Origin of the sequence: Rhodococcus sp. WS1, from assembly GCF_003797745.1 — a bacterium.
Taxonomy (GTDB): Bacteria; Actinomycetota; Actinomycetes; order Mycobacteriales; family Mycobacteriaceae; genus Rhodococcus_F; species Rhodococcus_F erythropolis.
In genome coordinates this window covers 412089-424763 of sequence record NZ_RKLZ01000001.1, presented here as the reverse complement: position 1 = coordinate 424763, position 12675 = coordinate 412089, and the positions used below count along the sequence as shown (strand labels likewise).

Below are 12675 nucleotides of genomic sequence, written 5' to 3'. Positions count from 1 at the left end.
ATCGAACAGCTGTTCGGTATGGAGAGGTGTGACAAAGTGCGCGTGCTCGGAGTGGACCCAGGCTTGACTCGCTGCGGGTTGGGTGTGGTCGACGGGAGCAACGGCAGGAAAGTGCGCCCCATTGCCGTCGACGTGGTGCGGACCCCGCCCGAGATGGACCTCGGGTCTCGGCTACTGCGGATCTCCGATGCAGCGGAACTGTGGATCGAGCAGTACAAGCCGGAGGTCGTCGCGATCGAGCGTGTATTCGCGCAGCACAACGTCAGTACCGCGATGGGCACGGCGCAAGCAGGCGGAGTTGTCGCGCTCGCTGCCGCCAGACGCGGCATCCCGGTGTGTTTCCACACGCCCAGCGAGGTGAAGGCCGCCGTTACCGGCAGCGGTAACGCCGACAAGGCGCAGGTCACCGCGATGGTGACGCGAATCCTGAACTTGAAGACGGCGCCGAAACCGGCTGACGCCGCTGACGCTCTGGCGCTCGCGATCTGTCACTGCTGGCGAGCACCGATGATCGAGCGAATGGCCCGCGCCGAGGCGATGGCCGCTGAACAAATGCGTAAGTATCAGGCAAAATTGGCCGAGATGAAGAAGGCAGGTTCACGATGATCGCGTCGGTACGCGGCGAGGTACTCGATATTGCACTCGACCATGCGGTCATCGAAGCGTCAGGTGTCGGCTATCGGGTCAATGCCACCCCGGTGACTCTCGGTGCACTGCATCGGGGAAGCGAAGCGCGACTGTTCACGACGATGATCGTTCGCGAAGACTCGATGACGCTCTACGGTTTTTCCGATACCGAGTCGAAGGACCTGTTCAGCCTCTTGCAGACGGTTTCCGGAGTCGGACCGCGCCTGGCGATGGCAACTCTTGCAGTGCTCGAACCGGACGCATTGCGGCGGGCACTCTCGGAAGGCAACCTGACGGCGTTGACGAGGGTCCCCGGTATCGGGAAACGCGGCGCCGAGCGCATGGTCGTCGAACTGCGCGACAAGGTCGACGCCGTCGCGACGACGGCCGGCGCGGCGTCCGGTGTCGTCGTCGGCAGTTCGATCCGTGATCAGATCGTCGAGGCTCTCGAAGGTCTGGGCTTCCCGATCAAGCAGGCCGAGCAGGCCACGGATTCGGTCCTGGCGGAATCGCCCGAGGCCACTACGTCGGTAGCACTGCGTTCTGCTCTGTCGCTGCTCGGTAAGACTCGATGAACTTCGACCCGATCGACGATTTCGACGACGAGTCGCAGGTCTCTGCCGAATTGGTGGCGGGAGACGGCGATGTCGAAGCGAGTTTGCGCCCCAAGAGTCTCGACGACTTCATCGGGCAACCCCGTGTTCGCGAACAACTGCAGCTCGTGCTCACCGGAGCAAAACTTCGCGGCAGCACACCTGATCACATCCTGATGTCCGGTCCCCCCGGACTCGGAAAGACGTCGATGGCGATGATCATCGCGGGGGAGTTGGGCTCTTCTCTGCGGTTGACGTCCGGACCGGCGCTCGAACGCGCCGGAGACCTGGCCGCGATGCTGAGCAATCTCGTCGAGGGTGACGTGTTGTTCATCGACGAGATTCACCGAATCGCTCGTCCGGCCGAGGAGATGTTGTACCTGGCGATGGAAGACTTCCGTGTCGACGTCGTCGTCGGTAAGGGGCCGGGTGCCACGTCGATTCCTCTGGAGGTTGCACCGTTCACGCTGGTCGGTGCGACTACACGGTCAGGTGCGCTGACCGGTCCGTTGCGCGACCGCTTCGGGTTCACCGCTCACATGGATTTCTACGAACCCGAAGAGCTGCAACAGATTCTGATGCGTTCGGCCGGAATTTTGGGAGTCAATCTCGAAGTTGACGCCGGGGCCGAAATCGCACGACGCTCGCGGGGGACACCGCGTATCGCGAACCGATTGCTGCGCCGGGTTCGCGACTTCGCCGAGGTGCGCGCCGACGGAATCGTCACCATGGACGTCGCTCAGGCGGCCTTGGCTGTCTACGACGTGGACCAGTTGGGCTTGGACCGTCTCGACCGATCCGTACTGAGTGCATTGGTGCGGTCGTTCGGCGGCGGGCCCGTCGGCGTGTCGACGCTTGCGGTGGCCGTCGGCGAGGAACCGTCGACGGTGGAAGAAGTGTGCGAGCCGTTCCTGGTTCGGGCCGGGATGATCGCCCGGACGCCGCGAGGACGCGTGGCTACCGCCGCTGCCTGGACTCAACTCGGAATGACACCGCCGCCGGATGCCGCAGCGGGCGGTATCGAGGTTCGTGTCAACGAACCGCAGGCCACGTTGTTCGATCCGAACGGAGAGTGAATTTCGACTGGAAAGGCCTACTTGAACGGCCGATCTGTCAGGAATCCTCAGCAACTAATGGCACACTGGTGTATTGCGTAGGTCCATCCGGGACCATCGCGGCGTAAAACGTGCAACACAACCGAGGTTGATCAACACATGTCGAGTTTGCTTTTCCCACTCTTGATCCTCGCACTGCTGGTGCCCATGTTCCTGGGCATGCGCAAGCAGAAGAAGGCTTTGGCTGCCACTTCCGAGATGCAGGACTCGCTGCAGGTCGGCGATCGAGTGCAGACCACGGCCGGGCTCTATGCCACGATTGCTTCTCTGGACGACGACACCGTGGACCTCGAGATCGCCGACGGTGTCATCACCACCTGGTCGCGTCTGGTCATCCGTGAGCGCGTTGTCGAGACGGCCGAAACCGACGAGTACGACGACGACTCGGTTTCCGAGATCGAAGAATCAGCTGCTGACACCGAAATCCGGCTCACCAAGGAGTCCTGACTTCGTCGACCTGGCACGTGTTCTAGAGTTGTGAACTCGGACACACGTCCAGATCGGTTGGTCTGTAGTAGTTCTTTCATCGGAGTAGTTCTTTCACCAGCAGCTCAGTTCATCCCGTTGATCAATCGTTGCAGTTCGAACGCCGCAGCTCGGGTGGTCGTCGACCGCCCGAGCCCTGCATTTACTGAAGCTCTGCACCTACTGAGGAGACTTAAAGATCGTGGCACCTTCCACCGGAACGGTGCATCCGGTCCGCTACCTGGCCCTTTTCGGGGTCCTGGTGGTGGCACTGTATGCCCTGGTGTTCTTCACTGGAGACAAGTCGGCCACGCCGAAACTCGGCATCGACCTGCAGGGTGGAACGCGCGTCACGTTGACCGCTCGTACCCCGGACGGCAGCGCTCCCAGTCAGGACAGTCTCAAGCAGGCTCAGGAAATCATCGAGACCCGCGTCAACGGTCTCGGCGTTTCCGGCTCCGAGGTCGTCGTCGACGGTGACAACCTCGTCATCACCGTTCCCGGCGACGACAGTGCGCAGGCTCGCTCGCTCGGCCAGACCGCCCGTCTGTACATCCGCCCGGTGACGGGTTCGATCGACGTCGCCACCCGTGACGCGAACCGGACAGCTACCCCAGAGGTGCCAGCGGCTGAAACTCCGGCCACTGATGCTCCGGCTCCCGAGGCGCCGGCCGACGGGACCCCGACGCCGCAGAACCGCCCGTTCCTGGCTCAGGACCCGACCACTCCGGAGGCAACCCCGGCGCCGGAGACGACAACACCGGCTCCCCCCGCGGACGCATCGAGTGACGGCACCGACGAAGGCGACGCAGCAGCAGCGGAAATCGCCGCAGCGCGCGCCCTCCGACAGAGCAGCGATCCGACGGTGCAGCAGCAAGCAGTGGCGAACCTCGACTGCTCCGTCGCGGATCCGCTCCGTGGAAACGACGACCCGACTCTTCCGCTGGTCGCGTGCTCGCAAGACGGACTGAACATCTATCTTCTCGGTCCTTCGATCATCGACGGCCAGGAGATTGCCGACGCGTCTTCGGTCTTCAACTCGCAGCAGTCGCGCCACGAGATCAGCCTCTCGTTCAAGACGACCGGCAGCAACACCTGGGCCGAGTTCACCTCAGCCAACATCGGCAAGCAGGCAGCGTTCACGCTCGACTCGAAGGTCGTCAGCGCTCCCACGATTCAAGGTGCAACGCCTGCGGGTAGCGCGACCTCGATCACGGGCAGTTTCACTGCGGAGAGCGCCAAAGAACTTGCCAACACTCTGAAGTACGGTTCGCTTCCGCTGTCGTTCGCAGCCTCCGAGGCCGAGACGGTCTCGGCAACGCTCGGACTGGCCTCACTGCAGGCGGCATTGATTGCCGGCGCGGTCGGTCTCGTTCTCGTGCTGCTGTACTGCCTCGTCTACTACCGGATGCTCGGCGTCCTGACGGCGTTGTCGCTGATCCTCTCCGGAGTCATGGTCTACGCGATCATGGTTCTGCTCGGCAGATACATCGGCTTCACACTCGACTTGGCCGGCATGGCTGGTCTGATCATCGGTATCGGTATGACCGCCGACTCGTTCGTCGTGTTCTTCGAACGCATCAAGGACGAAATGCGTGAGGGCCGTAGCTTCCGCTCCGCGGTGCCACGCGGTTGGGCGCGAGCGCGCCGAACAATTCTTTCCGGCAACGCGGTGAGCTTCATCGCCGCTGCAGTTCTGTACGTGCTGGCGGTCGGACAGGTGCGAGGCTTCGCCTTCACCTTGGGTCTGACCACCATCCTCGACGTGATTGTCGTGTTCCTCGTGACGTGGCCACTGGTCAGTATGGCGTCCCGTTCGGCGTTCTGGTCCAAGCCCAGCGTCAACGGTCTCGGCGCAGTGCAAGAGGTTGCCCGCGAACGTAAGGTTGCCGCCGCTGCGTCGGCTAAGGAGACACGAGCATGAGCGAGTCCAACAACTCCCCGGTGGGGTCCAACAACAGTTCCTCGGCCGAGTCCGCCGACGCCGCAGCCCGGTCGGAGATCACCGACTCCGGCGTCGATCAGGGCGCGATGCCCAAGCACAGTTGGCTCTCGCGGCTGTACACGGGAACGGGTGCGTTCGAGGTCGTCGGCAGGCGTCGTTTCTACTACGGACTGACCGGCGCTCTGGTCGCCATTGCGCTGCTCAGCATCATCCTGCGCGGCTTCACCTTCGGTATCGATTTCGAGGGCGGATCGCGCATTCAGTTCCCGGCCGAGGGTGGAGTCGAGACGTCGGAGGTGGAAACCGTCTACTCCGACACACTCGGGTTCGAGCCGGTCAGCGTGCAGACGGTCGGCTCGGGTGCCAGCGCCACCGTACAGATTCGGTCGGAGACGTTGAACGCGACGCAGATCAACGATCTGCAGTCGGCGCTCTTCGACGAGTTCCAGCCCAAGGACAAGAACGGGAACCCGTCGGCGCAGGCCATCAGTTTTGCGGACGTGAGTGAAACCTGGGGCGGCCAGATCACCAAGAAGGCGCTGATCGCGCTGATTGTGTTCCTGGTGATCGTGAGTATCTACATCGCCATCCGCTTCGAGCGGGACATGGCGGTAGCCGCGATCGTCGCGTTGTTCTTCGACATCATCGTCACTGCCGGCGTCTACTCGCTCGTCGGTTTCGAGGTGACGCCCGCGACGGTGATCGGTTTGCTCACCATTCTCGGCTTCTCGCTGTACGACACAGTGGTGGTGTTCGACAAGGTCGAAGAGAACACACGCGGTGTTCTGCATCTGACGCGCCGGACGTACGGCGAGCAGGCCAACCTCGCGGTGAATCAGACCTTGATGCGATCGATCAACACGACCGTCATCAGTGTGCTCCCGGTGATCGCTCTGATGGTTGTCGCGGTCTGGATGCTCGGCGTCGGCACGCTCAAGGACCTTGCGCTGGTTCAGCTCGTCGGCATCATCGTGGGTGCGTACTCCTCGATCTTCTTCGCGACGCCGCTCCTGGTGTCGATGAAGGAACGCTGGGGACCCGTTGCCGCGCACACTCGTAAGGTGCTCTCGCGCCGGGCTACGCTGGCCGAGAAGGGTACGCAGACGGTTGCCGTCGGCGCACCAGTTGCACGCCGTGCGCCGGTTGCTCCGCAGCCGGGTGTGCGGCCGACCGGAAAGCGAAACAAGAAGGGGCACTGAACATGCTCCCAAGAACACGCACACTGGTTCGATCGATGGCGTTCGTTGCGGCCACCGCTGTGGCTGCCGGTTCGTTGGCGGCCTGCTCGGAAAGCGCCGAGCAGGTTCCGTCCATCGGATATGCCATCGACAACTCCATCTCCACGTACAACGCCAACACGACAGCTGGATCGGTGTCCGGGGCGATGGCCGCGTTCGGCCGGGTGCTTCCCGGCTTCACGTTCACCGGCCCGGCCGGAGCACCTGTGTCGGACACCGACATCGGAACGGCGTCGGAGTTGCCCGGTGACGTGCTCACGGTCTCGTACAAGCTCAATCCGGCGTCGGTGTACTCCGACGGGATTCCGATGTCCTGTGACGATCTGGTCCTCACCTGGGCGGCGTCGAGTGGCAAGTTCACCAAAGACGTCGATGGTGCTGCGAAGCCCATGTTCGACACGGCGAACAATCTCGGTTACGCGGACATCGACCGGATCGACTGCCAGAGCGGGTCGAAGGACGCGACTGTCTTCTTCAAGCCCGGGCGATCGTTCACCGATTGGCGGTCGTTGTTCGGTGCGACTGCATTGATGCCTTCACACATCGTGACGCAGCGCGCCGGAGTCGGCGACGTGGTGAGCGCGGTGAATGCCGGTGACACCGACGCGTTGTCGAAGATAGCGGACTTCTGGAACACCGGGTGGAACCTGACTCCAGGTCAGGTGGACACCTCCGTACTGCCTTCCGCTGGTCCGTATCGAATCGACTCGTACAGCGCCGACGACGGCCTGGTGCTGGTCGCGAACGAGCGGTGGTGGGGCAACAAGCCCGCGACCGATCGCATCGTCGTCTGGCCACGTGGTGTGAATCTGACCGAGGATCTCGACAAGAACTCGATCGAGGTCGTCGACGTCGCTTCCGGGTCGGCCGGCGAGCTCGGTACTCCGTCCGGGTTCGACGTCCAACAGATTCCGTCGCGGTCGATCGAGCAGTTCGTTCTCGCGACGTCTGGTTCGCTGGGCGACGAAGCCGCCCGTCGAGCGTTCGCGCATTGTGTTCCGCGGACAACTCTGTTCGAGAAGTTCGGGCAGACGGAGAATGCGCCGCAGGCTGGTCTGGGTTCCGGCGTGGTCGATTCGCGACTGATGGCGCCGGATTCACTCGTGTACAGCGACGCCGCTGCGGTCGACGGTGACCGGTACGCCAATGCCGACGTCGATGCCGCGAAGACGTCGTTGTCGGAAGCCGATCTCGACCAGTTGACCGTCCGGGTCGGGTACCTCGCACCGGACCCGGTGCGGGCGCAGATCGTCTCTGAAGCGAAAGCCGCGTGTGCTCCGGCGGGAATTACGATCGAGGACGCGAGTACCGACAGCTTCGATCCTGCGCGTCTGCAGTCCGGGGGAGTCGACGCTGTGCTTTCCGGCATGGCAGGCAAAGTCGGGGCAGGCGGAACAGCGAGCATGATCGACGCGCGCGGAGCGTTGCGATCGGGCAACGGCGCAAACCTCGGTATGTACGGAAATGCACGGATCGATCAGATCATCGATCAGTTGAACGTGGATGCGAGCACCAGTGCGCAATTGGGACTCTCGGTGGAGGCGGAGAACATCCTGTGGACCCAGGTGCCTACGATTCCACTGTTCAATCAACTACGAACTGTCGCTGTAGCTCCAGGCATGTCGGCAGTGTTGGTCAATCCGACTCGGGCCGCTACCGGCTGGAACATGGACAGATGGGTATTACGCAGATGAGCGTCTCGAATGGTGTTGCCTTGCACACGCCTGAAGAATTGATCGCAATCCACCGGGCTGCCGGAGACGCCGTTGTTCGGCTGACCCGTTGGGCGGACAACTTTCCCGGGCCCGGGGTTCGGTTCGCCGATCTGACTCCGGTGTTCGCCGACGCCGAGGGGTTCGGGGCCGTGCTCGACGCCCTTGTCGCCTGTGCTCCGGACGCCGACACGATTGCCGCCGTCGATGCTCGCGGGTTCCTGCTCGGTGCCGGCGCGGCTGCGAAGATGGGTGCTGGGGTGGTGGCCGTGCGGAAGGTCGGCAAACTGCCGCCGCCGGTGCTCTCTCGTTCGTACAGCCTCGAGTACGGATCTTCGACGCTCGAGATTCCTGCAAACGGCTTCGATCTCACCGGGCGGAATGTTCTGGTGATCGACGACGTTCTGGCTACCGGAGGGACACTCGAGGCGGCTGTACAGTTGGTTGAGTTGGGTGGAGCGAACGTCGTCGGCGTCGCAGTGGTGCTCGAGATCGAGGAACTGCGCGGTCGAGATCGCTTCTTGAAGTACCCACTGACATCCCTGGTGAAGGTCTGAGTATTAAAGTTGTCTCCTGGGGGTCGAGTTAGACCTCCAGGGCAATTACCCGATGCAGGGCGGTTGCCTCAACCAACTCGGTGGTAGGAGGTGGCGACATGACGTCGAATCTTGATCGATCACAGAACTCGGGTGCAGTGTCGCAGGAGACGGGTGCAGATCCGGCTCCGGAGACGACACCATCGAAGTCCGCGGTGCCCGACGATTCGGGATCTGCGCAAACTGCCGGCAATCGGGGTGGGCAGAACCTGGCCGTGCCCGCTTCCGCCTCCCGTAGGGTGCGCGCTCGGCTTGCTCGGCGCATCACCGGTCAGCGCAACGCCACCATCCGCCCGGTGCTCGAGCCGTTGGTCAGCCTCCACCGTGAGCTGTATCCGAAGGCCGACCTCGCGCTGCTCCAGCGTGCGTACGACGTCGCCGAGGACAGACATTCGAGCCAGCGTCGCAAGTCCGGCGATCCGTACATCACGCATCCGTTGGCCGTCGCAAGCATTCTGGCCGAGTTGGGTATGGACACCACCACCCTCGTCGCAGCCCTGCTGCACGACACCGTCGAGGACACCGGGTACTCACTCGAAGAGTTGACCAAGGACTTCGGTGACGAGGTTGCTCACCTCGTCGACGGCGTCACCAAACTCGACAAGGTCGTTCTGGGCACCGCCGCCGAGGGCGAAACCATCCGCAAGATGATCATCGCGATGGCGCGGGACCCGCGCGTGCTCGTGATCAAGGTCGCGGATCGTCTGCACAACATGCGCACGATGCGATTCCTGCCGCCAGAAAAGCAGGCACGTAAGGCGCGAGAGACTCTCGAAGTCATTGCGCCACTTGCACATCGACTTGGAATGGCGACCGTCAAGTGGGAACTCGAGGACCTCTCGTTCGCCATCTTGCACCCGAAGAAGTATGACGAGATCGTTCGACTGGTCGCCGATCGCGCGCCTTCTCGTGACACCTATCTGGCCAAGGTTCGCGCCGAGATCAACTCGACCCTGTCCGCCTCGCGGATCAACGCCATCGTCGAAGGCAGGCCCAAGCATTACTGGTCGATCTATCAGAAGATGATCGTCAAGGGCCGCGATTTCGACGACATCCACGATCTGGTCGGCGTCCGCATCCTGTGTGAAGAAGTGCGTGACTGTTACGCCGCGGTCGGCGTTGTCCACTCACTGTGGCAGCCGATGGCCGGACGCTTCAAGGACTACATCGCACAGCCGCGCTACGGCGTCTACCAGTCGCTGCATACCACCGTCGTGGGACCGGAAGGCAAGCCCCTGGAGGTCCAGATCCGGACCCAGGACATGCACCGGACCGCGGAGTTCGGTATCGCCGCGCACTGGCGGTACAAGGAGACCAAGGGCAAGCACGCGGGCGACATCGCCGAGGTCGACGACATGGCGTGGATGCGTCAGCTACTCGACTGGCAACGTGAAGCGGCCGATCCGGGGGAGTTCCTCGAATCGTTGCGTTACGACCTCGCGGTCAAGGAGATCTTCGTCTTCACGCCGAAGGGTGACGTGATCACGTTGCCTGCCGGATCGACTCCCGTCGATTTCGCGTATGCGGTGCACACCGAGGTCGGGCACCGATGCATCGGTGCCAGGGTCAACGGTCGGTTGGTCGCGCTGGAACGAACTCTCGAAAACGGCGAAGTGGTGGAGGTCTTCACGTCGAAGGCTGCCACCGCCGGGCCGAGCCGAGATTGGCAGACGTTTGTCGTCTCGCCGCGTGCCAAGGCGAAGATCCGTCAGTGGTTCGCGAAGGAACGCCGCGAAGAGGCGCTCGAGTCCGGCAAGGATCAGATCGCGAAGGAAGTCCGCCGTGTGGGACTTCCGTTGCAGCGGTTGATGAATGCCGAATCGATGAGCACGATCGCGCATGAACTTCGCTATCCCGACGTCTCGGCGTTGTACACGGCGGTAGGCGAGAGCCAGGTGTCAGCGCACCACGTCGTGCAGCGACTGGTTGCTCATCTGGGCGGCGTCGGCGCCGTCGAGGAGGAACTGGCCGAGCGTTCGACGCCGTCGACCATGCCGGTGCGCACCCGCAGTACGGGTGACTCCGGAATTCTGGTTCCCGGAGCACCCGGTACGGTGGCAAAACTCGCAAAGTGTTGCACGCCGGTTCCGGGCGATTCGATTCTGGGCTTCGTCACGCGCGGTGGGGCGGTCAGCGTGCACCGTACCGACTGCACCAACGCCAACTCGCTCCACGATCAGTCCGAGCGAATCATCGACGTCGAATGGGCACCGTCAGCGACGTCGGTGTTCCTGGTCGCGATCCAGATCGAGGCGCTCGATCGTCATCGGTTGCTTTCCGACGTCACCAAGGCGTTGGCCGACGAGAAAGTGAACATCCTATCGGCCTCGGTCACCACCTCAGGTGACCGAGTGGCGATCAGCAAGTTCACCTTCGAGATGGGCGACCCGAAGCACTTGGGTCATGTGCTCAACGTGGTTCGCAATGTGGAAGGCGTCTACGACGTCTACCGCGTGACCTCTGCTTCGTAAACTGCTGTGCGCCTTTATTAACCGCGGGCGGTTAATAAAGGCGCACAGCAGGGTTAGGCGACTACTGCAGTCTCGATGGTGATCGGGGTGTTGGGTGCGCCGCCACCGGTTGCGCCCATGCCTCCGTCGTCGCCGTCGGCTGCGATCTTCTCGATCGTCGCCAGGCCGGCGTCGTCGATCTTTCCGAAGACCGTGTAGTTGGGCGGCAAGACCGAATCCTCGTAGACGAGGAAGAACTGGCTGCCGTTGCTGCCCGGTGCACCCGAGTTGGCCATTGCGAGCGTGCCGCGAGGGTAGACGGCAGGCAAGGAGAGCGCCGGATCGTTAGCGGAGTACGCAGTGGTCGGGTACTCGTTGTCGAATCCGTAGCCCGGTCCGCCCGTGCCCTTGCCCGAGGGATCGCCGCACTGCAGGATCTGAAGACCGGGTGTGGTGACCAGTCGATGGCACGGGGTGTCGTCGAAATACTTCTGCTCGGTCAAGCTCACGATGCTGTTGACCGTGCATGGGGCTTCTGCCCGGTTCAGTTCCATCCCGATCGGGCCGGCCGTAGTCGTGAGCGCGACGTTGACGGTTCCCTCGGTGGACACGCCCGTGGAGTTCGGCGGATTGACGGTCTTTGCAGCGCCCGCTGCGCTCGGGTACGAGCAGTCGACGGTCGCCGACGCCGGAGTCGGGACAGGCGGGAGTGCGTCGAACTGTGACATGTCGAGCGGCGGCATGGCAGCCGTTGTCGTCTTCGCCTTGGAGGTACTGGACGGCGAGTCCGAGCTACCGGAATCACTGGAACAACCAGCCAGAAGCAGCGCTGCGGCGCTTGCGGCGGCAATAACTACAGGAAAGCGCATCACAGGATTACGTCGCATCAGTCGAGCCTTACTGTCTTGATGTCGGTGGTCAGATTCGGCTTGCCGTCGCCCTCTGGTGTCGATCCGCCGGCCGCGACCTTGTCCAAAGTGGCGAGACCGGTCTCGTCGATCGTGCCGAAAACCGTGTACTGCGGCGGGAGTTGTGAGTCGCCGTAGACGAGGAAGAACTGGCTGCCGTTGCTACCGGGTGCCCCGGTGTTGGCCATCGCAACCGTGCCGCGCGCGTAGGTGACTGGCTCTTGCGCTGCCGGGTCGGTGGTGGCGTACGCCGTGGTGGGGAACTCGTTGTCGAATCCGTAGCCCGGTCCGCCGGTGCCGGTGCCCGACGGGTCACCGCACTGCAGAACCTGGAGCGAGGGGCTCGTCGTCATGCGGTGGCAGGTGGTGTCGTTGAAGTAATCCTGCTGCGCCAAGCTCACGAAGCTGTTGACCGTGCACGGAGACTTCGTTCCGTCGAGCGTGAGCCCGATGTTTCCCTGCGAGGTCTCGACGCTGATGCTCGGCGTCGCGTCCGGCGCGGTGGTGGGAATCCCGTCGGTACGAGGAGGGTTGTTGGCCTTGGACGCGGTAGCGCCGTCAGCCGGGTACGAGCAGGAAACCGTGTCGGCCAGCGGCGTCGACAGACCGGCCGGCATTGCACCCGCAGTCTGTGGCGTGAGGCTCGAATCGTCGGCAGCAGTGTTGGTGGTGTTCGCGTCGTCGTCACTGCGATTGCTGAACCAGATGAGTCCACCGACGACGCCGACTACGACGACCACGCCGAGCGCAGTTCCGGCTATCGTCATCTGCTTGCGCTTGCGGGCACGTTCTGCGCGACGTTCGAGCTGACGCTCGAGCTTGCGTTTCGCCGCCTCGCGGCGTTGCTCGTTACTCGGCACTGCTGTAGTCCTCCGTATCGCGGGTGGATCGTGGTCGGCCCGCCGAGCGACACCCTGGGGTCGGCTTCGGCAAGCGGCTCTACTCGTCGTCAGAGTCTCCCATTGCAACCTGAGAACTTACTGGCGGGGCAGCAGCTTAGGCTGTAACCGACAGCGTGTTGTTCGT

At 63.0% G+C, this 12675-nt stretch carries 11 protein-coding genes; 9 read left to right on the top strand and 2 right to left on the bottom strand.

Annotated elements, in window-relative coordinates; genetic code table 11:
* The first annotated feature begins 36 nt into the window (after positions 1-36).
* From ruvC to EEB12_RS01780, 9 genes are all read left to right on the top strand, one after another.
* Entirely contained in the window at positions 37-606 is a 570-nt protein-coding gene (gene ruvC / locus EEB12_RS01820) for a crossover junction endodeoxyribonuclease RuvC (protein ID WP_020907638.1), read from the top strand.
* Positions 603-1202 (top strand): Holliday junction branch migration protein RuvA, encoded by a 600-nt coding sequence (gene ruvA / locus EEB12_RS01815; protein ID WP_007732953.1) that lies wholly within the window; start codon positions 603-605, stop codon positions 1200-1202. Before ruvC ends, ruvA begins: the two co-directional genes overlap by 4 nt.
* On the top strand, positions 1199-2296 hold the full coding sequence (gene ruvB, locus EEB12_RS01810) for a Holliday junction branch migration DNA helicase RuvB (RefSeq protein WP_019748300.1): 1098 nt from the start codon (positions 1199-1201) through the stop codon (positions 2294-2296). Before ruvA ends, ruvB begins: the two co-directional genes overlap by 4 nt.
* Before the next feature lie 138 nt (positions 2297-2434).
* A complete protein-coding gene (gene yajC, locus EEB12_RS01805) occupies positions 2435-2782 on the top strand; it encodes a preprotein translocase subunit YajC (protein ID WP_047888383.1) in 348 nt (115 codons plus the stop codon).
* Positions 2783-3002: 220 nt separating this feature from the next.
* Positions 3003-4724, top strand: coding sequence for a protein translocase subunit SecD (gene secD / locus EEB12_RS01800; protein ID WP_020969530.1), 1722 nt, complete (start codon positions 3003-3005; stop codon positions 4722-4724).
* Positions 4721-5944: a protein translocase subunit SecF gene (secF, locus tag EEB12_RS01795; RefSeq protein ID WP_020907642.1), complete on the top strand. Its 1224-nt coding sequence runs from the start codon at positions 4721-4723 to the stop codon at positions 5942-5944. The genes secD and secF overlap by 4 nt, the downstream gene beginning before the upstream one ends.
* A 2-nt stretch (positions 5945-5946) precedes the next feature.
* Positions 5947-7677, top strand: coding sequence for an ABC transporter substrate-binding protein (locus EEB12_RS01790; RefSeq protein WP_141487326.1), 1731 nt, complete (start codon positions 5947-5949; stop codon positions 7675-7677).
* The gene (locus EEB12_RS01785; protein WP_019748305.1) at positions 7674-8252 is read left to right on the top strand and encodes an adenine phosphoribosyltransferase; all 579 of its coding nucleotides are present in this window, start codon (positions 7674-7676) and stop codon (positions 8250-8252) included. Before EEB12_RS01790 ends, EEB12_RS01785 begins: the two co-directional genes overlap by 4 nt.
* Before the next feature lie 98 nt (positions 8253-8350).
* A complete protein-coding gene (locus EEB12_RS01780) occupies positions 8351-10762 on the top strand; it encodes a RelA/SpoT family protein (protein WP_029255290.1) in 2412 nt (803 codons plus the stop codon).
* 53 nt (positions 10763-10815) lie between these two features.
* On the opposite strand, the gene EEB12_RS01775 is transcribed toward EEB12_RS01780, so the two are convergent.
* Together EEB12_RS01775 and EEB12_RS01770 are read right to left on the bottom strand one after the other, a co-directional pair.
* Positions 10816-11628, bottom strand: coding sequence for a peptidylprolyl isomerase (locus tag EEB12_RS01775; protein ID WP_019748307.1), 813 nt, complete (start codon positions 11626-11628; stop codon positions 10816-10818).
* Positions 11628-12509: a peptidylprolyl isomerase gene (locus EEB12_RS01770; RefSeq protein WP_047888380.1), complete on the bottom strand. Its 882-nt coding sequence runs from the start codon at positions 12507-12509 to the stop codon at positions 11628-11630. The genes EEB12_RS01775 and EEB12_RS01770 overlap by 1 nt, the downstream gene beginning before the upstream one ends.
* Positions 12510-12675: the final 166 nt, after the last annotated feature.